The following is a 26,428-nucleotide window of genomic DNA, read 5'->3' on the forward strand; positions in this document are numbered from 1 at the left end:
TGATTTATTTTTAAATTATTCAATAAATTTAATTTGATTAATAAAATAAAAGGACTCATCAGCACTTGGACCCATGACTCGATCTGCATTCTTTTCAAATTGAATATCTGCTTGGATTTTTTTTTCAATATATTCCTTTTTTAAAATTTGTCCGCTTGTTTCTTCATCATGGTCAAACCATTGCCCGCACTTTTGATTGCAATATGCATAAATAGTTTTACCTTGGATGTTTTTCAACAGTAAACCATTATCATCAATTCCACCACCATTGACCAATATATAGTTTTGAGTTTGAGCATTGGCAAAATGACTATACGAAATACAGATAAGAATAAGCAATATCTTTTTCATCTTTTCCTCAAGGTTTAATACGACTTTATTGTATATACGAGGATATTTTACAATAAAAGGCGTGTATTAAAAGAAAAGGTCTGTAAAACAGACCTTAAAATGCAGAGGCTAATGATCATGGTGTAAATATTTCGGCTGTTTAGGTAATTGCATGCTACAGAACAGACAAATAATCAGCATGACAATCACATAAACAAAAAAGCTATTTTCATGACCGAGGTCTTTTAACTTTAATGCAACTGCAGGGGCAGAACCACCAAAGATTGCATTACCGACTGCATAAGCAAAACCAACCCCAAGGGCTCGAATATGTGGTGGAAACATTTCTGCTTTAACTAAACCACTGATAGAGGTATAGAAACTGAGCAACATCATTAAGAAGATCAGTAACAAAGTCACAATAAACGCTGAACCACTAAAATATGGCATCGCAATGACCATTACAGGGTAGATAAAAATAGCACAGCTGGTACTGAAGAGCATCATTGAAGCACGACGACCAATTCGATCTGCCAGCATTCCGAACAAAGGTTGCGCACACATAAATACAAATAGGGCAATGGTCATCATATAGCCGACGGTTTTGTCTGCAAATCCAAGGCTGGTGATATAGGTTTTTGAATATACGGTGATGATGTAAAAACATAAAGAACCCGCTGAGGTATAACCAACCACCAGCAGAAAGGTATTCCAGTTCTTGCTGAGTAATTCTTTTAAACTGCCTGAACCCTCTTTCGCACTATCATTTTCAGATAAAGTTTCTTTTAAATGTCGTCGTGCAAAGAATGAAAGAATGGCAACAACACCACCAATAATAAATGGAATACGCCAGCCTCCATCCATTAACTGTTCTTTGGACATGAGTGCCAACATGATTACACCCAAAAGACTTGCTAAAAGTTGTCCGCCAGACAACGTCACATACTGAAAAGAGGAATAAAAACCACGTTGACCTTTTAATGCAACTTCACTCATATAGGTTGCAACAGTACCATACTCACCACCTACTGAAAGTCCTTGTAGAAGTCGTACAGCCAATAATAGAAATGGTGCTGCCATACCGACTTGATCATAAGTAGGGAGTGCTGCAAATAAAAATGAACTGATTGCCATTAAGGTAATAGAAATGATCATGGATTTTTTACGTCCATAGGTATCGCCAATCCAGCCAAAGAGCCAACTGCCTATGGGCCGCATGAAAAAACTAGCAGCAAAGACACCCCACACATAAATTGCTTTTGTAGAGTCATCCATATCTGGAGCGGTTAATGCGTGGGTGAAATAGGTTGCGAATGCTGCATAAATATAGAAATCAAACCATTCCACCAAGTTACCAGAAGCAGCCCCAACGATAGCCATGACACGATTACGTTTTTCATGTGGCTGATATATATGTGTTTCAGTCATAAAATATCCTTATTATGCTGCTGCGATTTTTATGCTTTAAAATGTGAAAAATTAATTTTTTTGCATTTCAAACCATTTAGATTTTGCATTTCGATTTTAAAATTAAACGATTATACAAATACGGTATTGGTACAAAAAATACACAGCTTTATACAGCTATATCTATAAATTAATGCAAGAATGTTCTTGTTTTAATTTGCATAATATGAGAATTTATTGATTAATTGCATATTGTGAAAATGAAAAAAATAAATAATTATCAGAAAAGATTAATAGATAAATCTAGTGACTATTTAAATTAAATAGTTTTGGATGGGAAGTATATAAAAATATCACACAATAAGATCAGCTTTTTTTGAAAGGAAATAATGGATCGAACTTTTGTTTTATTAAATTTATATAAAAATAATTTTAAATTATATTATAGCATTTATGCAAAAGTTGAATTTCATAATATGTACTCTAAATTATAAAATATTATAAAAAAATCAATAAATTGAAATTCACATGAAAAGTCTCCTATGGTAGACAAAATATTATTTTTTATTATAAAGTAATATACAACTTAAAAAAACTACACAATAGATTATGTTGAATAATATTTATTTTGCTTTAGAAAAATTGGGGCTAACAGCACAGAATCGAACGATCCATGTTCTATTTTCAAATTCATCTTTAAATGATCAAGTGTTCCTGCAACGTATTGATGGGACACATGCACTTAACTTAGGCATTAACCTACAATTAACTTGTCTATCTACATCAGCAAGCATTGCTCTAAAAAGCTTTGTTGGTAGTCAAGTGGCCGTGGATATTGTTAATGACAAATCTGAGCTGAATCGAATTTCAGGGATCGTAACCAAAGCCGATGTAGGTGCCAGTGACGGTTCTCTTACAATTTATCGCCTTACAGTAGAAGACCCCACAGCGCTTTGGAAATATCGCAGAAACTCCAGAGTGTTTGTGAATAAATCTGTTGTTCAAGTTGTGGAGGTTCTATTTCAAGAATGGCGAGAGCGAAGTCCATTGTTTGCCTCAAGCCTGACTTTGGATAAAACTGGTTTAACTAAAGACTATGATGTCCGACCATTCATCATGCAGAGCAATGAGCTCGATTTTGACTTCATTCAACGGTTGTTGGCTTCTGAAGGGATAAGCATCTTAGTCGATGAAGCGCAGCATAAAGTTTCTAGTTCTTCAGAGCAGATTCAACCACAGATACTACGTCTAATCGATCATAATGCACAATACAAAGCACTAGATCGCCGTAGTATCCGTTTTCACCGTAGCAGTGCTGTAGAAAGACAAGATAGCATAACGGCATTTACTGGTTTACGTTCTATTCAGCCTACGGCTGTACATGTACAAAGATGGCAAGCGGATGCTTTAGAACAAGAAGAAGGTGCAGGTTCAGTTCTTAGCAAGCATAAGCATTCAGCCAATCAGAATGTGGCAAGTTTAGCTTTAGAACAGGCATTTCATGTCAGTCCTGCATGGATACAGGACTTAAAAGGTGAAGATGGTGTAACCAAATCTGGTCATGTCCAAATTGAAAAGCTCAATGAAAACTTGAGTAAATATTTCGATCTACAAGCCAAAAAATTTATTGCTATTTCTACAGTAAGAGATGCATATGTGGGGTATTGGTTTGAATTTAATGAACATCCTGAAATAGATCAGCATTCAGGTGCAGACAAAGAGTTTTTGATCACCTCAAAGACATTCTATAATCAGAACAACTTGCCTAAAGACCTGAATGATCAAGTGACAGCATTACTTAAACAAAGTCATTGGCAATTGAACAATATCATCACCAATAACAAAGATGAACGTCAAGCCAATCAGCTTGTATTGCAACGTCGAAACATCGACGTCGTTCCTGAATATAACCTACTGCAACAACGACCTATAACACATCCACAACGAGCAAAAGTTGTCGGGATGGATGGGGAGGAAATTCATGTCGATGAATGGGGACGTATCAAAGTACGCTTCTTGTTCACTCGAAATGAAGACCACACCCATGATGGTGGTGCAGGTTCAAATGACAATGATACAGATTCGGCTTGGGTCGATGTACTGACGCCTTGGGCAGGAGAAGGCTATGGGGCACTATTTTTACCGAGGGTTGGAGAGATCGTCATGATCTCTTTCAGTAATGGTGACATTGACAGACCCTTTGTGGTGGGACGAATTCATGAAGGGTGTCGTTATCCGACTAAGTTTGATGACAAAGGCAAGTTGCCTGACACAAAAAAATTAGCAGGGATTAAAACTAAGGAATATCAGGGCAGTGGCTACAATCAACTTCGCTTTGATGATACGACCAACCAAATAAGCAGTCAATTACAGAGTAGTCATGCGACAAGCCAACTCAACTTGGGTAATCTCAGCCACCCAAAAGAAACCGAGACCAGTGAAGGGCGAGGAGAAGGTTTTGAGTTAAGAACTGACCAATGGGGTGCGGTGCGTGCAGGGCGAGGTTTATTGCTATCAACCTATCAACAAGTGCAGGCCAAAGGTAATCATCTTGATGCAGAGCCTGCCAAGAAACAACTTGAAGGCAGTCAAATCAGAATTAAAGCACTCAGTGATATTGCCAAGAACCAAAAGACCGATGAAATAGAGTCAGTTGAGCAACTAAAAGTATTTGCTAAACAGATCCAACAAGAAATTGCCAAATTTAATCAAGCCGTGCTTTTACTCAGTTCACAAGATGGGATTGCTTTAAGCACTCCTGAAAATATCCATTTATCTGCGGATGCTCAAATTAATCAAATTGCTGGTGATAGTATTAACTTTAGCTCGCAAAAAAACTTGATTGTGCATGCAAAAAATAAAATAAGTTTATTTTCAGTGATGGATGGCATCAACTTTATCGCAGCACAGGGTAAATTTAATATTCATGCGCAGGCGAATGCTTTGGAACTATTTGCCAAACTCGGGATCACGATATCTTCGACAGAAGACAAAATTGAAATCAATAGCCCGAAAGAAGTTCAGATTACGGGGAAATCCTCAAGGATTACCTTGAACAGTACAGGAATTCTATGCGAAACAGATCGTTTATTTGAAGTAAAGTCTGGGCAACAGAAGTTTCAGGGAGGACAGAAAGTTAAAACTGAAATTCCATTACTCCCAATCATGAATGAAATTAAATCTTTTACGAATAAATGGGATTTTTATAACTTATTTTATGAAAATAAATTTTCAGAAGTTAAATATAAGTTAATCAATACTAAGAATAGTACCTACATTTCAGGAAATTTAGATGCACATGGTCGGACTCAACGTGTAGATACAGTTGAAAATCAAGATTATGAAATTCTCATAGGAGCAAATGAAGCATGGACTGTATCTATTGATGATGGCAATGAAAATAATGATTTTGAATATCACTGTAACTGTGAGGCACATGATCAAGAGATATAATTATGGATTGTTTAGCAAATATTCGGTTTTTAGATGCGCTAGATCAACCTATTAATGGTTTAGTTCATCAACTTTGGGTTGGCACATTACTTATATCAGATTTTGTAACTTCTACGAACGGTGAATCAGTATGGATCAAACGTCCAATAGGTACAATCATAGATATTCGAGTAAGAAATATAACTTCAGGAAAATATGAGTCAAAAGTAAAAATACACTTAATTGGAGAAAAAACTACTTTTATTATACGTAGCCCAAAAGTACTGCTAAAAGGTTTAAATCTTTCTGCTAAAGATGTCGCTACTGGGACATATATAAGATCAACCTATATTGTTGACGAAGGAGACTATTTATCTCGAATTGCAGTGGATAATAATACAACGACAGCTGAATTACTCAGGATTAATAGTCTAAAAAATGATACTGATATTCATCCGGGGCAAGTATTAAAGCTTCCAATTAAACAAACAAATTTAACGTCTTCGTCAGAAAATAAACCAAAACCACAAGAACCAAAGCCAAATCAGCAAGAAAAAACGAAGATTATCGTTGTTCAGCAAACAGATACGTTACCTTTGATCGCCAAACTAACAGGAAATACAGTTGATGAAATAAAAAAATTAAGTGGTCTAAGTAGTGATCGCTTGAGCCCTAATCAAAAGTTAAGAGTTTATGAGCGTCAAGTAAAATTAACTACAGTGAAGAAAAATGATGAGAAAAAGCCTGTAACCCCAAAAGTGAAACAAGACGCATCAAAAAACAAAGAGTCAACACCTGTTGCGACAGTGGTATCGCCTGAGTCAGTTAATGCAAATGGTCTGCGGCCTGAAGCATGTGGTGGAGAAAAGCATTATAAGAGAACTCTAGCTCGAATAGCTGAACTACACTCTGTTTATCAACCTATTGTTATTAAATTAATTAATATGGCTTACGAACAACTTGGTATTACGTGGGTTATTACTGATGGTTATAGAAGTCCTGCTGCTCAAGGTAAATTATCTGGTGGGGTGACTAATGCAGGACCATTGCAAAGCTATCACCAATATGGCTTAGCTATAGATATAGTATCTGTAAGAGATGGTAAAATTACATATCTTACTAGTGACTCTCAATCTGTAGAAGATAGTAAAAAACTCGGTCCAATAGGAGAAAGTTTGGGCTTAGTATGGGGTGGCATATTTAAAAAGAATGGAAAACTTAAACCAGACTATCCTCATTTCGAATTACATCCTAATGGTAAAACTTGGCGTATTTTAAAGCCACAGCTTTTGCAATTAGGTGTAAGCAATTATAAAAAATTAACTTTTTAAAAGGATGACTTTGATATGATTTTAAGAATTTTCGTAGCCTTAGTATTTTTTATAACTACAAATATCAAAGCAAAGGAAAATTTACTTACAGGTGAAGAAATCAGTAAAAAGTATAAAGTGTTACAATCATTAAGTATTCCAGCAAATTATGATAACGACATGGTATTAACTATGTATGCACATATTTATAAAATTGATGCTGCGCAATGTGTAATTGTGTCAAGGTTAGATAATGAGTCTAATTTTGGAGGATATGAAAGTATAGTTTATTTTAAAAAAGGGAAAATGTTGAGAAGTTCACAACAAGAATTTGCTTCTATTTTTTTAGATGATGATGCTAAGATTAAATCAGATCAAATAAAATACGGAGATTATTTAAGTGGAAAAGAGGTACAAATAAGTTTAAAAGAAGATTTTATTAAATATAGGGAAAATTTTAATAAAAAAACTGCAGCAGTATGTTGATTTTAAGAATTTAAATTTTTAATTTATACTGACTTATTATGGGTTTTTATAGCGGTTGAGGTGAGGACTTGAGTAAAATAATTGTCTCTATAGTATTGTTATCTTATTCAATTCTGGTATTTGTTAATGATATGTTATTTATTTTAACCAAAACTTATTTAATTAATGATGATAAAATTTATTTTGATAAATTTATTAAAATTAATGGGTTATAGTTTTTAAATATAATCACAAGTTAACAAAAAGTTATATTAGATTGTCTCGAATTTTATAAAATTTGGGTTTTATATTTGTTAATGGAATTTTGAAAATTAATTTATTGAAAAAATCAATCGATGAGGTTTTTTAGAAGCTAATTTTTAAAATAGGTAGTTTAAAAATATTATATTTTAGTAAGGCGTATTTAATGAGGTTTTTGTTTTTAATAGCTTTTTATCTTTAGTACCGTACTGTGAAAACCAAAACTGATATTAAATGTACTGGATACGAGATTGTTAATAGATATAAATTATTACAAAGGTTTGTTGCAGATTATGACGTTGATAATTGAGGTCCTATATTAGATAATAAAGTAAGTATTTACAATGTTAATAAGAATCAATGTGTAATGGCTTTGTTGCACAAAGGTGTTGGTAAGGTCTGATTCAGTAATATAATTTCCGAATGAATAAGTCTGCACCTAAAACCTATCGTACAACGAATTGGTCTTCTTACAACCAAGCTTTGGTGAATCGAGGGAATCTCTCGAACTGGTTTGATCCTACTACCCAATGGTATGCGCCATTAAAAAGCAAACAAGGATGAAATCAAACCTACTCCGATACAGTAATTCAATGCTGTTTGATGATCAAATTTCTATTTCGTTTAACTTTACGAATGGCCTTGGGATTTATTTAAAACCTCATTCAAAGTTGTGGTTTAGATTGGGCTGCATCAGATTACTCAACTCTTTGCAGAAGACAAAAGCATAGTGATTTGCGATTGGCTATCAAAAAAGCAGTAATGGATTACATCTACTTGTGGATTCTACTGGTTTAAAGTTTTTAGGTGAAGGTGAATGGAAAAGGAAGAAATACCAACCCGATTATCGTCGCCAATGGCGTAAATTACACATAGAGTTAGATGCCAAAATCCTGCAAAGACGTGCAGTTCAGCTCACAACGAACAATCTCAGTGATTCACAGGTACTCGGTGATTTACTTCATCAAATTCCACAAGAAGAACAAATAGACTCAGTCTATGCCGATGGTGCTTATGACACTAAGATTTGCCGTCAATTGATTGCATCTAGAAAAGCTCATGTCGTTATTCCACCAAGAAAGAATGCGAAGCTGTGGAAAGATATAAAAACTCATTCACTAGAAAGAAATGAACGATTAAGAACGATTAAGCATTTGGGCAGGACGATATGGAAAAATTGGATAGGCTATCATCGAAGAAGTTTAGTGGAAACTAAGATGCACTGTATCAAACTATTAGGAGATAAACTGACTGCTGGGAACTTCCAAAGCCAAGTGAATGAGATTCACGCACGCGTAGCAGTGCTCAATAAATTTATTAAATTAGGTCGTCCATATACTAGAGTTGTGACTTAAATTTATGTCACTTAGGAAAACTCTAACTTTCAAGACTTTGTGCAACAAAGTCCTAAAAAACCAGAGATTAAAAATGATTGTGCGAAAGTATATTTGCAGTTGAGAGACAAAAAACCCAATCCAAGCAGTTTTTATACATTTAGTCCGAAAGAAGCCTATTTACTTGAACAATTTAGCGTTTTGCATTTTTTTGAAATTGTACGTAACAATCATCGTCAATTTTTAGATGGTTTAGAAGAATTATTTGAAATATATATGCATAATCTTCCTTATAACTTAAGAGATTTTCCTTTACCTGAACGGGCAGATATTAATTGGGGCGGTACAGTTTTACCAAATTTTAGGTCCACGATGGATCGCATAGATTATGCTTATGCAAAAATAAAATCAGGAGATTTTACTTATCTTAATTATGTTGGTGAAATTAGTTCTGATCAGAAAGGTATAAGCGAGTTTTCCCCTCATTGGATGGATGATTTACCCTATGATAAAGTTAAAAAATGTTGGGATTATCATTCAATAGCAACAAGTTATGCTTCAGTTATAGGACAAACATATCCAACCTATTGGGATATGGATACGCTTATTTATGATTTTAAAAAAATCGATATATTTAATAATATTATCCTTGATTTGCCAAACAGTTATCCAATTTATCGTATAAATCCAGAAATAATGGTTAAGTCTAATGAAAAGTTAGAAAAAACAGGCATCTATTTGTGTGAAGAAATAGGGGATCGGATCGAATTTATGGCAGCAAGCGAAGAAGAAGATAATGGTGTAGCAAGCGTTCTTGCTGTTGGGCACGATCCAGACACATATGAAACATTGTATGCTGAAGCGAATTGGATATTAATTGAAAGAATTGCAGATGATGGTGGTTCTGCAGAAATGATCCAAACTGACAGTTTAAAAGGCTTTGCAGAACAAAGTTGCCCAAGATCAGGATATTGGTGGAGTCCAGCAAACAAATCTCAATCTCGTTATTTTGAACAAGGAGAAATTTTTCCAAAAATTGAAAATAGTGATTGGGGTGAAACGATTTGGTATTTAGAAATCACTAATAAACTACAGTGAAATATTTAAAGATTAAACTGCAAGAAATGGCGCTTTCATAAAGCGAAACTTGGTTATATTCCAGAACGCGTTATTACATAAAAATCCCATCGAACTGCATGGGATTTTATACTGATTATTAAGTGAATATATTGGTTTATTGACTTTGCGGCGAATCTTGTATTGGAGTAGGAATGGCAGCCTTTGATTGTTGTCGAGTTAAAATCAAGTGTGCGATCATGCCAATACAAATTCCCCAGAAAACCGAACTAAATCCTAAAAAATGCATACCTGATACAGTGGCAAGAAAAGTAATGATGGCAGCATCTCGTTGTGTTTCATCTTTCATTGCAATACCAAGATTGGTGGTAATTGCTCCGAGTAAGGCCAATCCAGCAAGTGCCGCAATCAACTCTTTGGGAAGTATGCTAAATAGCATCACCAAACTGCCTGCAAATAATCCCCCTAAAATATAGAAGATGCCATTGGCAATACCTGCGATATAGCGTTTTTCTTTCAGTTCATGCGAATCTTTACCCGTGCAAAGTGCAGCAGTAATCGCTGCTAACACAATCGTGATTCCACCAGTAAAAGCCACAGCAATAGAGGTGATACTGGCTATGCTTAAAATCGGTTTAGCAGGTGTTTCGTAATGATTCAGTTTGAGAATTGCCATACCCGGCAAGAACTGACCCGTTAAACTGACAATTGTAAGTGGAATTGCAAGGTTTAATGTAGAAGACCAGGTCCACTCTGGGCTGATCAGAACAGGAACTGCCAATGAAAAATCCATTGGTACTGGATTGATTTTTCCAAAGATAAAACTGAGCGCAATACCTGAAAATAATACCCAAATTATGGCATAGCGAGGTGAAAAGCGTTTTGCCAGTAAAAAACAGATCAGCATACCAAAAACCACATAGGGCATTGTGTCAGTAGCTTTAAACAGACCTAAACCAAACTGGAACAAAATTCCAGCCATCATTCCCGCTGCCAGCCCTTGTGGTATCCATTTTAAAAGTTTGTCAAAAGAACCAGTAATCCCAATGATAAAAATAATGATTGCAGAAGTAATATAGGCTGCAACAACTTCATTGAGGGAAATATGCGGAAATAAAGCCACCAAGAGCGCCGTTCCCGGTGCTGACCATGCGGTAATAATCGGCGTTTTAAATTTAATGGATAAAATGATTCCAGTGATTGCCGCGCCAATAGAGCTCCCCCAGATCCATGATGCCATCATGGTTGAGGAAACATTGGCTTGTTGAGCGGCCTGAAAAAAAATGATCATTGGCCCTGCATAAGAAATCAGTACAGCTAAAAATCCTGCAACTGTCGCTGACAAAGACCAATCTTGTTTTAACGTTTTGAACAGGGATGCCATTGGGCAAAGCCTCCATGCATTGAATTTCAATGATCCTGCTATATAAAAAAGACCAGCTTTAACCCTGATCGCCACCACCTACAGGAACGATTGAACCTGTCATATAAGAGGATTCATCAGACGCAAGAAATAATATTGCATTGACCTGTTCCTGAATCGAACCATAACGGCCCATAAAAGTACGATCAATGGTTTGATCTACCACATCTTGCATCCATTGTTTTTCATTTTCGGTCAATGCCGTAGTATTGCGTAGGACTTTACGTGGAGGTGCTTCTGTACCACCAGTCGCAACAGCATTAACCCGGATACCATCTTTGGCATGTTCAAATGCAAGTGCTGTGGTTAGACCATTTACACCACCTTTTGAGGCTGAATAGGGCACTCGATGAATACCGCATGTTGCAATAGAGGATACATTAACAATGGTACCTTTTTGATTTTTGATCATTTCGGGCATGACTGCTCGACAACACCATAGAGTTGGAAATAGCGAGCGATGCACTTCTTTGATAATTTCCTCTTCAGAAAACTCTTGAAACGGTTTCATCCAAATTGCACCACCGACATTGTTAATCAGAATGTCAACACGGTTATAGCTTTCAATAGCTTTAGCAACGACAGCTTGAGCACCCGCTAAAGTTTCCAAATCTGCATGGACGGTGATTGCATCACCGCCATTTTTGCTAATTTCAACAAGCACGTCTTCGACATATTCTGAACGATCGGCCATAACCACATGCGCACCTTCCGCTGCCACTTGTAAGGCGACACCACGTCCAATACCTTGTGCTGCACCAGTAACAATGACAACTTTATTTTTGAATCTTAGGCGATCTGACATTCTTCTCAGCTCCTGAACAGTACGATTTTAGTTTGCAGAGAATTTCTCAAATAAGAAGTTTGCAGGTTTAATCCCTTCAGTATCCAACCAGCCTCGAACAGCTTCAACCATAGGTACAGGACCACATAAATAAACATCGACGTCACCGCCATTTAACCAGTCATTGTCAATATGACCTGTCACATAACCTTTGCGTTCATGTGTTGATTCAGCATGTGCAACGACTGTACGGTATTCAAACCATGGCAGTTTATTTTGCAGTTCATTGAGCTTTTCAAGTGCCACAAGGTCAAAGTCATTGGTTACTCCAAATACTAAGCGTACAGGGTGTTGTGAGCCTTTGTCTTCAAGCACTTGTAACATCGACATAAACGGTGCAATACCTGTCCCGCCTGCCAACATAACGACAGGACGAACTACATTACGAAGGTAAAAACTTCCAAATGGACCAGTAAAGGTCATTTTGTCACCCGCTTTGGCATTGGCACTTAAAAAGTCACTCATCTTTCCATTTGGAACATTACGTACCACAAAGCCTGTTAAGCGATTTCCGGGTTTAGAACTGAAGGAATAAGAACGCGTTTCAGTAGTTTGTGGAATTGCCACATTGACATACTGACCTGCAAGAAAATGAATATCGGGCTGACCTTCATCTAATTGAATATCGAAAGTGATGGTGGAATCAGAGAGTTTTTCCACACGAGATAATGTGCCTTGAAATGCATGAATTTCGGTTTTGCATACTTCAGATGAAGCTTGAATCTGGAATACTGCGTCAGAAGAAGGTCTGCATTGGCAGGCCAAGATATAGCCTTGTTCAGCCTCTTCTGGTGTTAAAGCATCTTCAATATAACTTTCTTCAGGCATGTCAAACGAACCCGATTCACAAAAAGCACGACATGTACCGCAAGCACCATCACGGCAATCTAAAGGAATATTGATTTTCTGGCGATATGCTGCATCAGATAAAGTTTCACCTTGTGTAACTGAGATAAAACGCGTTACGCCATCTTCAAATTGAAGAGCAACATTGTGGTTTGACATGGCTGAAAATCCTATAAAAATCTTTAAAACTTTTGAGTGCTTTATCCAACTTTCCATTTGACTAAAGCAAACACCTCATATTTTTTACACCATTCGAGATAAAAAATTAGAGGTGGTAAATATCGATGACTTGATTGATGTAGTCATTTTTTAACACCACATATTTATTGAGAATCTGTGGTTGTGTAGCAGAAAAGTCGATGACATAACGAGACATACCAAAGTAGCTATAACTGTTTTTGTAACGAAAGCTCAGCGTATTCCAGTTAAAGCGGACTGTGACTTTGTCACCATCTCTTTCGATAATTTCAATATTGCTAATATTGTGGCAAGTGCGTGTATCAGGCATGGTTGCTGAAGAACGCTCAGTTTTAATCCGGAAAACACGGTCTTCCAAACCTTGACGGTCTGGGTAATAAATCAAGGAAATTTCAGACTGAGGATCTTCGGTTAAACGATCATCATCATCCCACGCAGGCATCCAAAAACATGCCGAGGGTGAGTAGCAGGCCAGCCATTGATCCCATTGTTCATCATCTAAAAAACGAGCTTCGCGGTAGAGAAATTGCGCAATATTTTCTAAAGAAATTTGATCGATGTTTGCAGTTGCATTCATGCTGTTGCTCCTTGCTGAGATGTTTCTTGTTGAGCAAGATTTTTTTCAGATTGAATGGCATGTTTCATCATTTCTAACCAGTATTGATGTTGGGCGAGATATAAGCCTTCATCTTCTGTTTTAATACCACTCAGTTTAGGTTTTAAACCAATTTCATTGGCCGCATCATCTGGGCCTTGAATCCAGTGTTTTGACCCACGACACATGTCATTCCATTCAAGCTCAATACCAGCATAACCCGCTTGACAAGCACGGAATTCTTCAAGGTCATCAGGAGTTGCCATGCCCGAAGCATTAAAGAAATCTTCGTATTGGCGAATACGGCGTGCACGTGCTTCAGGACTTTCACCGACGGGTGCAATACAGTAAATCGTCACTTCAGTTTTATTGACTGAAATTGGACGTAATACACGAATTTGTGAACCAAATTGATCCATGAAATAGACATTTGGGTAAAGGCATAAGTTACGTGAACGTTCGATCATCCATTTCGACATTGGCGCACCGAATTTTTCAGTATACTCATCTGCTTTTGGATAATTAGGACGATCTTCAGGATTTGCCCATTGAGTCCATAACAGCATATGTCCATGTTCGAAACCGTATGAGCCACCCCCTTGTTTGCCCCAAGCACCTGCACTCATTGCACGTACATTGTCATTTTCTTGCTGTTTTTCTTTACGTTGCTGAGTGGTCGCAGCGTAGTTCCAATGTACAGCTGAAACATGATAACCATCTGCACCATTTTCAGCAGTCAGTTTCCAGTTGCCTTCATAGGTATAGGTTGAAGCACCACGTAAAACCTCTAAGCCTTGCTCAGATTGATCTACAATCATGTCAATGATTTTGGTTGTTTCACCTAAAAATTCTTCTAAACTTGGCACATCTGGATTTAAACTGCCAAATAAAAAACCTTTATAGCTTTCAAAACGTGCTACTTTTTTCAGGTCGTGTGAACCTTCTTTATTGAAGCAGTCCGAATACCCAGCATCACTTGGATCTTTAACCTTGAGTAATTTCCCAGAGTTATTAAATGTCCATCCATGGAATGGGCATGTATAAGTCGCTTTATTACCACGCTTATGGCGGCAAAGCTGTGCGCCACGGTGTGAACACGCATTGATCATGGCATTTAATTCACCATTGCGATTACGCGCAATCATAATGGGCTGACGACCCATATTCGTGGTGTAATAATCGTTGTTATTTGGAATTTGGCTTTCATGTGCCAAGTAAACCCAGTTGCCTTCAAAGATGTATTTCATTTCTAGGTCAAAAAGGGCTTGGTCTGTGAAAACAGAACGATGAAGTTTAAATTCACCCGTTTCAAAATTATCGACTAAGAGTTCGTCAATCCGATCAAGATGGCTGGTGTTTATAACAGGAATACGTGGCATATGGGTTCTCCGACTTTCCAAATGAGAGGAAGTCCCCGAAGTGCTGCAATAGTGCAAACATTTCGGTTCCGTGCGTGTGGGTTTAAGCGCTTGCGCGACGACGATCTACTTCTGTAGATGGTGCTTTAGATTGTTCTTTTACCAGTGCTACATTGAATGAAATGCGTTTAAATGGTTTGTTGAGACCACGACGGGCAATTTCAGCTTCATCACTGATATCAATAGCTGTCGCCACTAAGCCATCACGTGTTGCAAAAGCAAAATCATCCCAAAGGTATTGATCACCTTCGATGTTGAATTGTGTGGTTAATTTACGATAGCCGGGTGCAGATACGAAATAATGCACATGAGATGGACGGTTACCATGGCGACCTAATTTGTTCAGTACAAACTGAGTCGTCCCTTGCGGTGGACAACCATAGCCAACGGGCATAGTTGTTTGTGCAACATACTGACCATTGCTATCAGTCAATATGCTACGGCGGAGATTAAAATCTGACTGTGATTTATCGAAGAAAGAATAATTACCTAAACTGTTGGCATGCCAAATTTCAACTTTAGCATTTGGAATAATATTGCCATCTGTATCAGTTACCGTACCTTCAATAAATAGGGTCTCGATTTTATCGCTTTCTGATCCATCATCCATACGAGAAAAGCCGACAGATTCAGGCGCACCAGCGACATATAATGGACCTTCAATAGTACGGGGTGTACCACTTGTAATTCCAGCTTTAGCATCTGCTTCATCAGCACGTAAATCTAGATAATGTTCCAAACCTAAACCCGCTGCTAAAAGACCAAGTTCATTGGCTTGACCTGCATCGGTAAAATATTCTAGGCCTTTCCATAATTCGCTTTGTGAAATGTCTAAATCTTCAATGGCCTGGAATAAGTCAGCTAATAAACGTACCACCACTTGTTGTACGCGTGTATCAACTGCACCTATTGCAGTGTCTACATTCATTTGTTTGACCAAAGTGTCGATTTCTTGACGGTTCATACCAGATCTCCTGCAGTATGCGTGGTTTGGCATTGCATACGAAAAATTCGCTTGAAACTTTGCTGTCCACTTTCCATGTTCTTCATGCGCGAAACTTAAAGCTTAAACTGTTGAAAGTGATTCATTGGGCTAACAGAATGTGATTCTTTGGCTGGCTGTGAATATCAAAAGTTTTACAGTCTTGCTTTACATCTTGCTTTTGATATACCTTAAAAGAATGGATGATCGCTGTCTAAGATCAAATTTGCATTTTTTTATATCTTAAAGGTATGGAGTTTGAGATGGAACTCAGGCATTTGCGCTATTTTGTTGCTGTTGTAGAAGAACAAAGTTTTACTAAAGCAGCAGAGAAACTTTATATTGCTCAGCCCCCACTGAGTAGACAGATTCAAAACCTTGAAGGTGAATTGGGTATAGCGCTTTTTGAACGAGGAAGCCGTCCTTTAAAAACCACAGAAGCTGGGCATTTTTTTTATCAACACGCTGTTAAACTTTTGTCTAATGCCGAAGAAGTAAAGTCCATGACTAAGCGAATTGGCTTAATTGAAAAAACGGTGACTATGGGTTTTGTGGGTTCTTTACTGTATGGATTATTACCCAAAATCGTTTATATGTTTCGCCAACAGCAGCCACATTTAAAAATTGAGCTGATTGAAATGAGTACCAAAGATCAAATTCAGGCGCTTAAAGAGGGGCGTATTGATGTTGGATTTGGACGTTTAAGAATTTCTGATCCTGCCATTAGGCGAGTTTTATTACGAGAGGAGCCGTTAATGTTGGCTGTTCATATCAGTCACCATCTCGCTACAGATTCTAAAGGCACTTATTTTGCCGATATTGCAGATGAGAACTTATTTCTTTACCCAAGTCATCCTAAGCCCAATTTTTCCACCCAAGTTCGTCATTTATTTTCTGAACATGGGCTAGATCCTAAAAATTTAAAAGAAGTCCGAGAAATTCAACTCGCTTTGGGATTGGTTGCTGCAGGTGAAGGTGTATGTATTGTGCCTGAAAGTGCAAAAACCATTCAATTGCCTAATTTAATCTATATTCCACTTTTAGATAGCTCTGCAAAAAGTCCAATTTTTATGGCAATACGCTGTATGGATGAAAGCGAAAATATTCGGTCTTTATTTGATTGTATTTATCAGGTTTATGATTTAGAGGGTTTTCAATATGATCGTGCAAGCTTTACGACGATATATTAGGCTTCTTTCCTAAGTTCTTTTTTAAATCATAAATCAACATAAAATCCCCCTCATCCTAGCCTTCTCCCCCAAGGGAGAAGGGACTTTCAATACCAATTTTATTCACACCATATGATCATTTTTTCGATTTATGAAAAATCCATTCAGTCCAATCATTGAATGAAAAGTCATTTATAGATGTTATTTTACGTGAAAAGTAACATATTGAAAAATCAGAAAAAGTCGATTGATTTGTTCTAATACTCTAAAAATATCGAGATAATCATTAAAATAAAAAATAAATCATTGAAAATATAAAGCCCGATTTCTTTATTAATTCTTTTTAACCTATTGTTTATTCATCAAAAAATATTAAACCGACTTTTAAGGTATGGATATATATGCAATCGGTTTTGGACAAAAAATAACAGCTGCCTCATTGTTTGAAAAAATTTCGTAGCGTTTCACCGCAGGAGGCAAAAGTGCAAACGAGTAAACTAAATATTAATCGCATCGTGGATGAAGCAAAATTCAGCCCTTTTCATTGGGGCGTTCTATTGTGGTGTTTATTAATCATTATTTTTGATGGATATGATCTGGTTATTTATGGCGTAGCTTTACCTTTATTGATGCAGGAGTGGGGATTAACTGCTGTACAAGCAGGCTTGCTAGCCAGTACAGCACTTTTTGGCATGATGTTTGGTGCAATGAGTTTTGGAACACTGTCTGATAAGTTGGGCCGTAAAAAAACCATCATGATTTGTGTGGCTATTTTTAGTGGATTTACTTTTCTCGGTGCATTTGCATCAACACCCGTTGAATTTGGGATTCTCAGATTTTTAGCAGGACTTGGTATTGGTGGTGTGATGCCGAACGTGGTGGCTTTAATGACTGAGTATGCACCTAAACGTATACGTAGCACACTGGTCGCTGTGATGTTTAGTGGCTATGCCATTGGTGGTATGACATCTGCCTTGCTTGGTGCTTGGCTGGTGGTCGATTATGGTTGGAAAATCATGTTTTATATCGCGATTATCCCATTCTTGGCTTTACCACTTATTTGGAAGTTTTTACCTGAATCATTGATGTTTCTAACTCACCAAGGCAAGACCGATCAAGTACGAGAAGTGGTACAGAAAATTGCACCACAGCAACAGATTCATGCCTCGACTCAATTTGAATTAAATGAAGTCACTGCTGGTGATGAAGCACCGTTACGTGCATTGTTTCAGCAAGGTCGTCGATCAAGCACAGTAATGTTCTGGATTGCTTTCTTTATGTGTTTATTGATGGTTTATGCACTCGGAAGTTGGTTGCCTAAATTAATGATCCAAGCAGGCTATTCACTAGGTGCAAGTATGATCTTCTTATTTGCATTAAATATTGGTGGCATGGTTGGTGCAATTGGTGGTGGTGCTTTGGCGGATAAATTTCATATTAAACCCGTATTGACCATCATGTTTACAGTTGGTGCGATTGCGCTCATTTTCCTTGGTTTTAAAAGCCCACAATTCATTCTCTATACCTTGATTGCAATTGCTGGTGCAGCAACCATTGGTTCACAAATTTTACTCTATACCTTTGTTGCACAATTTTATCCTGCAACAGTACGTTCTACAGGTATGGGGTGGGCATCAGGCATTGGACGAATTGGTGCCATTGTTGGACCAGTCTTAACAGGTGCATTGCTGACCTTAGAGTTACCTCACCAAATGAATTTTCTTGTTATCGCTGTTCCTGGATTTATTGCAGCACTGGCAATATTCTTTGTGAATTTAAATGCTTCAGTGGAAAAAACTCAAACGGCCGAAGCACCAACAACTCAACAAAATATTGTTGGAAATACAATTAACTAAGCTCGTAAACCAAACTCACGCACAAACTGACTTGGTATTTCAGCCTGAATCATGAGGATTAAGGCTGGTTCAAAATAATCAATCGTAGAGAATAGGATGCTTTCTACAATGAAAAAATTTAACTACAACATTATTTTGGTGTCAATGGGATTACTTAGCCTAAATATGGCACATGCAGATTCATTAACAGAAGTTGAGCAGTTACGTAATGAAGTTAAACAATTACGTGAAATGATTGAACAACAGCAACAGGTGCAAAATAAGCAAATTGTGGCATTGGAAAACAATGTTAAAACGGCACAGGTTGTATCGCAGGCAAAAGATCAAAGCTTTGCACGAACAAAAGCAGGCGCAGAAGTAACACTATATGGGAATATCCGTGCGGATCTATTGTATCAGTCGGAAGGTGGAAGTGCCGATCGACTGTATAATCAGATCAATAGCGTACCGCTTAAAGGCCATAATGAAAGTAGTGATCAATTAAAACCGACACTTGCCGCGACTCGTTTAGGTTTAGATTTTAAAACTACTGACAAAGATATTTCTGGAAAAATAGAAGTTGATTTCTTGGGCGCGAATGATGGACTTAGAATTCGCCATGCCTATTTTAATTATGGTCAGTGGTTGATTGGTCAAACATGGTCCAACTTTGCAGTGCCTGATTATATGCCAGAAACAATTGATGCTTTGGGTTATGTGGGGGGCGCTGTTAAACGTGATGCACAAATTCGTTATACTCATAAATTTAATGCAGAAACACAGCTGGTAACGGCTTTGGAAGATTCCAAAGATGCCTTATCGAATATGCGGATCCCGGTTTTATCAACTCGATTAAATCAATCATTTGCTGATGGAGCGGGTGCATTGAGTTTGCGAGGCATGGCTAGTGAAAAGAGAACAGTTGCTGATAATGAACTCGCTTGGGGTGTTGGACTTGGAGCAAAATACGATATTTCTGCAAAAACCACACTTAAAGCAGATTATTATCATGTTAAAGGTGACTCCAGTTTAGTGTCATGGACGAACCAAGGCTTTACCATAGATGCCAATAAAAACATCATGTCGCTGAATCAATTTGACTCAATCACTGTGGGGGTGACGCAACAGTTTAACTCACAATGGCGAGGAACATTGGGATATGGCTATATGAAAGCAGATGAAAATCAGGATTATATTCGATATTTGAGTGATCCGAGCAAAGCCAATAAAACACTTTGGCAGGCTTGGGCCAATGTATTTTATAGCCCGAAAAAGCCGTTAAGTTTTGGTCTGGAATATGTTTATGGTGAGCGTAAAGCCTTTGTTGCAGCGCCTAATGGACAGGATACAGGTGAGGACAATCGTTTTAATGCGGTTGCGATGTATAATTTTTGATAAATATTTCTATTAGTCTTCTTACGAAAATAGGCTTTTAGAGGATATTAAAATGAGGTGAAGTCTTTAAAAAATATCAAACTTATATCATTCTATAAACGTTAATTCATATGGTGATAAAGTTTGTACGGCCATACCTTGCATTTAAAGTTTAAATATATTTGCGTAGGCGATGCCTCCCTTTTCAGGGATGAAAAGGGACAAAAATTCTATGTTGGGTGAGAGGTACGTCCTGTACCCCCACCCAACAGCGACATCCATGTCGCCTCACGATAGAATGACCATGTATGATTCAATAATGTAAAAAGTTGTTTAATTTATATGATGATCAATTTATGGATTGGTATTAAATAACGACTTTAAAAGCATTTTTTAAAAATAACATGAGTAATTTGATGAAAAACCTCTTTTAATTTGATTTAAATGAGGTTTTTATATTGTTCGTTATTCGTTTAAATTAAGCGGATTCTTTTAAAAATAAACGGATTGCCTGACTAAATTTCACAGGTTCTGTAATAAGCGGCGTATGCCCTGAACGTTTAAAAATAATATTTTTCGCATTGGCCAAACTGTCGGAAATTTGCATTTGACCTTCAGCAGGATAGAGTGATGACTTTTCCCCAATAAAGAATGTAGTTGGACATTCCAATTGTGAAATTGCCTGACGATAATCTTCATCATGGTTTAGATAATTATCGATATACCATGTTAAATAATCCATTCGACGGATAGGCAATAAATGTTTTTGTAATTGTGGATGTTTAAGCGCCAAATTAAACATAAATGGGCTTAATTTATTACTGCCTTGAATTTTAATAAAATTTAACCAAATTTGAATCAGTTCAGTTCGTGGTTCAATCGGTAATTCATCGACAAAGCGATAGTTTGAATATTGATGTAAAAAATCAGAGAAGTCTTTTAGCAATCTTTTAATTTTAAAATACTTTTTCCCAAATAAACCAAATTCCCATGTTTCATCCGTTGGAATTTTAGGGGTTTGGTCAATGTGTAGATAAGCTTTGAGTTTTTCAGCCAAATTGCCATATTGCATCCCATGCATGGCAGTGGTTGCTCCCATGGAATAACCCATAAGAATAAAATTATTTAAATTCAGTTGATCAATTAAGCTGTCAAGGTCACGCCAATGGTTGCTAATCGCATCGATTTCTTGAGGGATCTTACAGGTTCTAGAGCCACCAAATCCGCGCCAATCTGGGATATAAAATTTATAATGTTTAATATTAGGCAGTAAAAAGGGAAGCCATTGCCAACTATGCATACCTAAACCAGACAGAACAAGTACAGGTTCACCCTGACCAATTTCACGAACAAATAATTTTTCGCCATCTGGCATTGTATAGTGTGGCATGCAGTTTCCTATGAATTCTCTTTATTCTCAAACGCTTTAAGCTGTGGAATGACTTGGTCGAGCCAATTGATCCAGCCCATTTCTAAGTCTATACCCAATTGTAAAATCATTTTGTGAATATATAAAGTTCGATCCAGTTGCTCGATTTGTTCAAAATCTTTGGAAAAAATCTGGCGGTATAGTTTTAAATTTTCACGATGTAATTCTAAATGACGCTCAAGTTCAGGTAAAACAGTATTTCCACCAAATTGTGCTTCTGCCCGTAAGCGAACCATAATTTCTTCGCGAAGCTGGGCAGGTTGGCCTTGTTTGACCATCCAGTCTGCCAGTTCGACGCGTCCAAGTTGCTCAACTTGATAGGTTTTTTTACGGCCATGATCAGACTGATCTTCAAGTGTGGAAATCCAGCCTTTCTTTTGCATGCCGTTAAGTTCACGGTAGATTTGTTGATGCGTTGCATTCCAGAAGAATCCCATAGATCGGTCAAAGCGTCGCGCCAATTCAAAACCTGTACTTGGCTTCTCTATCAGACTGGTCAATAAAACATGGGCTAATGACATTGTGTAATATCACATCAACAAAATGAATATAAAGTCATTATGCAACATGTTGCATAAAAATCAAATCTCGATTATAAATACTCACACTATGCAACTTGTTGCATTAAACAGATATGAAGTGTCATTTAACAGATTGATAGCTAGCGAGAGCACGCCAAGGGAGTTCACATGTCTAATTATCCGCATTTACTTGCGCCTTTAGATTTAGGCTTTACCACATTAAAAAACCGTGTATTGATGGGTTCAATGCATGTTGGACTAGAAGAAGTCCAAGGTGGATATGAACGTATGGCTGCATTTTATGCAGAACGTGCAGCAGGTGGTGTTGGCTTAATTGTGACGGGTGGTATCTCGCCCAATGATCATGGGGTAACATTCTTTGGTGGTTCAAAACTGGATCATTTAGAAGAAGCAGAAAAACATAAGGTCATTACCAAAGCTGTGCATGATGCTGGCGGTAAAATAGCACTGCAAATTTTACATACAGGTCGTTACTCATATCAGCCTGAAAATGTTGCACCATCTGCGATACAAGCGCCCATCAATCCAACTAAACCGCATGCTTTAACTTCAGCAGAAGTTCATCAAACCATTGCAGACTTTGCCAATTGTGCAAAATTGTCACAAATCGCAGGTTATGATGGTGTGGAAATCATGGGATCAGAAGGTTATCTGATCAATGAGTTTATTGCTGCACGAACCAATCATCGCGATGATGAATGGGGAGGAAGTTATGAAAACCGTATCCGGTTCCCGATTGAAATTGTCAGAAGAACACGTCAGGAAGTCGGCGAAAACTTCATCATTATCTATCGTTTATCTATGCTGGATTTGGTTGAAGGTGGCTCTACACTTGAAGAAGTAATTCAACTTGCCAAAGAAATTGAAAAAGCTGGTGCAACCATTATCAATACTGGAATTGGCTGGCACGAAGCACGTATTCCAACCATTGCCACCAAAGTACCGCGTGCCGCATTTACTTGGGTGACTAAAAAATTAAAAGGTTCCGTCAAAGTTCCTTTAATTACCTCGAACCGTATCAATACGCCTGAAATGGCTGAGCATGTCTTGGCTCAAGGTGATGCCGATATCATTTCGATGGCGCGCCCAATGCTTGCAGATTCGCATTTTGTATTGAAAGCTGAACAAGGCCGTGCTGATGAAATCAATACCTGTATCGGTTGTAACCAAGCTTGCTTAGATCATATTTTTTCAATGAAAATTGCAACGTGTTTGGTCAATCCACGTGCATGCTATGAAACTGAACTTATTTTTAAAGAATCACCAGAAGCTAAAAATATTGCTGTGATTGGGGCAGGTCCAGCAGGACTTAGTTTTGCAACATATGCAGCTGATCGTGGACACAAAGTCACAATCTTTGAAGCATCTAATCAGATTGGTGGTCAGTTTAATATTGCAAAAACCATTCCTGGCAAAGAAGAGTTCTATGAAACTTTACGTTATTTTAAACGTAAAATTGAATTACAACCGAATATCAAACTGGTACTTAACCACACTGCAAGCTATGAAGGGTTAGCGACAGGTGACTTTGATGATGTTGTGGTGGCTACAGGTGTAACGCCTCGCCATTTAAATATTGAAGGTATCGATCATCCAAAAGTTTTGTCATATATCGAGGTTTTACGCGAGCGTAAACCTGTCGGTAAGAAAGTGGCAATTATTGGTGCAGGCGGTATTGGTTTTGATACTGCTGAATATCTTTCTCATGAAGGTGAAAGTGGCAGCTTAAATCCACAAAAATTCTATGATGAATGGGGAATTGATACATCATATGAACATGTGGGTGGCTTGAAACAACCTGAGATCGAACAATCTCCTCGTGAAATATATTTACTGCAACGTAAAGCCAAATCTGTTGGTGCTGGTTTAGGCAAAACAACAGGTTGGATTCATCGTACAGGTTTAAAACATCGTCATGTCAATATGATTCCTGGCGCAAGTTACGACAAGATTGATGATCAGGGCTTACATATTACGGTTGGCGACAAAACCATGATTTTAGATGTCGACAATGTGGTGATTTGTGCAGGCCAAGAACCTTATACAGCAATGTTTGATCAACTCCAAGCTGATGGAAAATCTGTACATTTGATTGGTGGTGCAAAAGAAGCGGGCGAGTTAGATGCGAAGCGTGCAATTCGCCAAGGTGCTGAATTGGCAGCTGTGATTTAAAAGAATAAACCCTGTTTGAACTCCTTCTCTTTAAATCATGTGTAATGTGAAGCATGCTGCGAGAGAAGGGACTTCATGACTGGATTTTTAAGAAAATGACTGGAAACGAATTCAAATTATTTCAAATCAAAGGGATATAAAAAATGAGTTATACAAATACCAAGCCTGCAATCAAAAAATGGCACAACATGCTGGAAAGTCGAGACATGAGTCTTTTAAATGAATTACTGGCAGACGATGTGGTTTTTCGTTCACCTGTGGCTTATAACCCCTATGAAGGTAAGCAAGTGGTCTTTTTCATTTTAAGTAATGTGATTCAAATTTTTGAAAACTTTACATATCATCGAGAATTTTTTACAGAAGATGAGCAAAGTGTAGTTTTAGAATTTTCTGCCAATGTGGGTGAAAAAAAATTAAAAGGGATTGATATGATTCGTTTTAATGAACAAGGTCAAATTGTTGATTTTGAAGTGATGATTCGACCAAAAAGTGGTTTGGAAGCATTGGCAGCTCAAATGGGGCAACGTATGGCCAGCTTTATACCTAAAGCCTAATTACGTATATACTGCAATAAATAAAATTAAGCGTGAAAAATTTCTTAATTTTTAAAATGATGATGAGTGATAAAAGAGTTGAGGTGGAAAATGTCTGTATTACATAAGTTTACTGAGATTAGCCAAGATTTATTGGATCAAGTGACAGGTGCTGAATTACCAAAGCTTTATTTTAATCAGCAAGGGAAAATGTCTGAGATCATCAAGAAACTGCCTCAACTACAAAATAAATATCGTCCTACACCATGGCTCAGCAATACCCATGCTCACCTGTTATATTTTGATTTAATTAAGAAAAAATCCGTTAAGCTGGACTATGATCGAATTGATCAGCTGACCATGCAAGATGGCGGTATCACGGCTATTGCTTGGTATGGCTACGATTTACCACAAGAAACCCCAACTATCGTGATTATGCATACGATTACAGGCACACCTGACAGTATGCGTGAATTGGTCAAAGATCTCCATGAGTATACGGGATGGCGTATTGCATTATGTCTACGCCGTGGGCATGCGGGCTTACCTATGCCTGTTCCTCTCATGTCAATTTTTGGTTCAACTTCTGATTTAAAAGAACAATTGGCTTCGATTCAAAACACATTTCCACAATCTGATCTTTATGCAGTAGGTTCTTCCGCTGGTACAGGCTTACTTGTGCGTTATCTTGGTGAACAAGGCCTAGATACACCTTTTAAAGCTGCTTTTGCCATGTGCCCTGGTTATGATACCGAGCTTGGGTTTCAAAATGTCCATCCTTTCTATACCAAAGTCATGACCAAAAAATTGTTTAAGGCATTTATTAAGCCTTATGAGCAAACATGGACACCATTACATTCGGTACAAAATGTTCTACAAACGAAAACCCTACAAGAGTTTCAGACTGAATATTTTGAAATGGCTGGTTTTTCAGATTATGAAAGCTATTCAAAAGCCACCAATCCAATTTATGTATTTGAAAATGTTAAAATTCCATTAATGATTCTAAACTCAGAAGATGATCCTGTATGTTCAATCAAGAATTTAGAACCGTTTAAAGAAACCATTCAAAATATGGATAATGTTGTGGTGGTGACAACCAAAAAGGGCAGTCATTGTGGTTTTTATGAAGGTCTTAATACCAAATCTTGGGCTTCGCGTTTAATGGCTGATTTTTTAAGACAGTATTCATGATGATACGCAGTATCAATAAATATCTCTTTAAGTTAAAAAACTTACAGATCAAACTATTATCATTTGATCTGTCAGTTTTAATTTTTCAACTGGGCGTTTAATTGATCCTATGTTGCTAGATTAAGAGAAATATTAGACTTCTTTTATAAGTCCATTTTAAAACACAGACCAACATAAAATCCCCCTCATCCTAGCCTTCGTTCAGTGGGAGAAAGCACTTTTCAATATCAATAGATTCACGTTATATGATCATTTTTT

Annotated in this window: 20 protein-coding genes and 1 pseudogene; 11 read left to right on the forward strand and 10 right to left on the reverse strand. The window is 37.4% G+C overall.

Annotation, left to right across the window (positions count from 1 at the left end; all coding sequences use genetic code 11):
• Positions 1–15: 15 nt before the first annotated feature.
• Positions 16–351 carry a hypothetical protein gene (locus tag AC2G3J_RS08805; protein ID WP_336950926.1) on the reverse strand — a complete coding sequence of 112 codons (336 nt, stop codon included), beginning with the start codon at positions 349–351 and terminating at the stop codon, positions 16–18.
• A 108-nt stretch (positions 352–459) separates the two neighbouring features.
• The gene (locus AC2G3J_RS08810) at positions 460–1,758 is read right to left on the reverse strand and encodes an MFS transporter (protein ID WP_336950927.1); all 1,299 of its coding nucleotides are present in this window, start codon (positions 1,756–1,758) and stop codon (positions 460–462) included.
• Positions 1,759–2,346: 588 nt separating this feature from the next.
• On the opposite strand from AC2G3J_RS08810, the gene AC2G3J_RS08815 reads away from it, so the two are divergent.
• From AC2G3J_RS08815 to AC2G3J_RS08835, 5 genes and pseudogenes are all read left to right on the forward strand, one after another.
• Positions 2,347–5,190, forward strand: coding sequence for a type VI secretion system Vgr family protein (locus tag AC2G3J_RS08815; RefSeq protein WP_336950928.1), 2,844 nt, complete (start codon positions 2,347–2,349; stop codon positions 5,188–5,190).
• Between the two features lie 2 nt (positions 5,191–5,192).
• Complete coding sequence (locus AC2G3J_RS08820) at positions 5,193–6,500, forward strand: M15 family metallopeptidase (protein WP_483770964.1); 1,308 nt, start codon at positions 5,193–5,195, stop codon at positions 6,498–6,500.
• 15 nt (positions 6,501–6,515) lie between these two features.
• A complete protein-coding gene (locus AC2G3J_RS08825; protein WP_336950931.1) occupies positions 6,516–6,965 on the forward strand; it encodes a hypothetical protein in 450 nt (149 codons plus the stop codon).
• Between the two features lie 663 nt (positions 6,966–7,628).
• Positions 7,629–8,560, forward strand: a pseudogene (locus AC2G3J_RS08830) (IS5 family transposase).
• A gap of 39 nt (positions 8,561–8,599) precedes the next feature.
• Entirely contained in the window at positions 8,600–9,637 is a 1,038-nt protein-coding gene (locus tag AC2G3J_RS08835; protein ID WP_483770965.1) for a hypothetical protein, read from the forward strand.
• Positions 9,638–9,773: 136 nt separating this feature from the next.
• Here the strand turns inward: AC2G3J_RS08835 and benE are convergent, their stop codons facing one another.
• The 6 genes from benE to catA all read right to left on the reverse strand — a co-directional run bounded on the left by benE (position 9,774) and on the right by catA (position 15,904).
• Entirely contained in the window at positions 9,774–11,000 is a 1,227-nt protein-coding gene (gene benE / locus AC2G3J_RS08840) for a benzoate/H(+) symporter BenE (protein ID WP_105712505.1), read from the reverse strand.
• A gap of 58 nt (positions 11,001–11,058) precedes the next feature.
• On the reverse strand, positions 11,059–11,844 hold the full coding sequence (gene benD, locus AC2G3J_RS08845) for a benzoate diol dehydrogenase BenD (RefSeq protein ID WP_419820341.1): 786 nt from the start codon (positions 11,842–11,844) through the stop codon (positions 11,059–11,061).
• A gap of 27 nt (positions 11,845–11,871) precedes the next feature.
• On the reverse strand, positions 11,872–12,888 hold the full coding sequence (gene benC / locus AC2G3J_RS08850) for a benzoate 1,2-dioxygenase electron transfer component BenC (protein ID WP_004719894.1): 1,017 nt from the start codon (positions 12,886–12,888) through the stop codon (positions 11,872–11,874).
• A gap of 106 nt (positions 12,889–12,994) precedes the next feature.
• Positions 12,995–13,504 (reverse strand): benzoate 1,2-dioxygenase small subunit, encoded by a 510-nt coding sequence (benB, locus tag AC2G3J_RS08855; RefSeq protein ID WP_336950936.1) that lies wholly within the window; start codon positions 13,502–13,504, stop codon positions 12,995–12,997.
• Positions 13,501–14,901: a benzoate 1,2-dioxygenase large subunit gene (benA, locus tag AC2G3J_RS08860; RefSeq protein ID WP_336950937.1), complete on the reverse strand. Its 1,401-nt coding sequence runs from the start codon at positions 14,899–14,901 to the stop codon at positions 13,501–13,503. The genes benB and benA overlap by 4 nt, the downstream gene beginning before the upstream one ends.
• An 82-nt stretch (positions 14,902–14,983) precedes the next feature.
• The gene (catA, locus tag AC2G3J_RS08865) at positions 14,984–15,904 is read right to left on the reverse strand and encodes a catechol 1,2-dioxygenase (protein WP_483770966.1); all 921 of its coding nucleotides are present in this window, start codon (positions 15,902–15,904) and stop codon (positions 14,984–14,986) included.
• A 281-nt stretch (positions 15,905–16,185) separates the two neighbouring features.
• Between catA and AC2G3J_RS08870 the strand changes: the two genes are divergently transcribed.
• The 3 genes from AC2G3J_RS08870 to AC2G3J_RS08880 all read left to right on the forward strand — a co-directional run bounded on the left by AC2G3J_RS08870 (position 16,186) and on the right by AC2G3J_RS08880 (position 20,321).
• A complete protein-coding gene (locus tag AC2G3J_RS08870) occupies positions 16,186–17,112 on the forward strand; it encodes a LysR substrate-binding domain-containing protein (RefSeq protein WP_336950939.1) in 927 nt (308 codons plus the stop codon).
• A 461-nt stretch (positions 17,113–17,573) separates the two neighbouring features.
• Positions 17,574–18,947: an MFS transporter gene (locus AC2G3J_RS08875; RefSeq protein ID WP_483770967.1), complete on the forward strand. Its 1,374-nt coding sequence runs from the start codon at positions 17,574–17,576 to the stop codon at positions 18,945–18,947.
• 108 nt (positions 18,948–19,055) lie between these two features.
• On the forward strand, positions 19,056–20,321 hold the full coding sequence (locus AC2G3J_RS08880; RefSeq protein ID WP_483770968.1) for a DcaP family trimeric outer membrane transporter: 1,266 nt from the start codon (positions 19,056–19,058) through the stop codon (positions 20,319–20,321).
• A 457-nt stretch (positions 20,322–20,778) separates the two neighbouring features.
• Here AC2G3J_RS08880 and AC2G3J_RS08885 read toward each other — a convergent pair whose 3' ends face one another.
• A complete protein-coding gene (locus tag AC2G3J_RS08885; RefSeq protein WP_419303713.1) occupies positions 20,779–21,690 on the reverse strand; it encodes an alpha/beta fold hydrolase in 912 nt (303 codons plus the stop codon).
• 8 nt (positions 21,691–21,698) lie between these two features.
• Entirely contained in the window at positions 21,699–22,250 is a 552-nt protein-coding gene (locus AC2G3J_RS08890) for a PadR family transcriptional regulator (protein ID WP_004719902.1), read from the reverse strand.
• A gap of 168 nt (positions 22,251–22,418) precedes the next feature.
• On the opposite strand from AC2G3J_RS08890, the gene AC2G3J_RS08895 reads away from it, so the two are divergent.
• The 3 genes from AC2G3J_RS08895 to AC2G3J_RS08905 all read left to right on the forward strand — a co-directional run bounded on the left by AC2G3J_RS08895 (position 22,419) and on the right by AC2G3J_RS08905 (position 26,170).
• Positions 22,419–24,443, forward strand: coding sequence for an oxidoreductase (locus AC2G3J_RS08895; protein WP_483770969.1), 2,025 nt, complete (start codon positions 22,419–22,421; stop codon positions 24,441–24,443).
• A 143-nt stretch (positions 24,444–24,586) separates the two neighbouring features.
• The gene (locus AC2G3J_RS08900) at positions 24,587–24,997 is read left to right on the forward strand and encodes a nuclear transport factor 2 family protein (protein ID WP_336950945.1); all 411 of its coding nucleotides are present in this window, start codon (positions 24,587–24,589) and stop codon (positions 24,995–24,997) included.
• A gap of 90 nt (positions 24,998–25,087) precedes the next feature.
• A complete protein-coding gene (locus tag AC2G3J_RS08905; RefSeq protein WP_483770970.1) occupies positions 25,088–26,170 on the forward strand; it encodes a YheT family hydrolase in 1,083 nt (360 codons plus the stop codon).
• Positions 26,171–26,428 lie beyond the last annotated feature (258 nt).

It is taken from the genome of Acinetobacter legionensis (genome assembly GCF_057165765.1).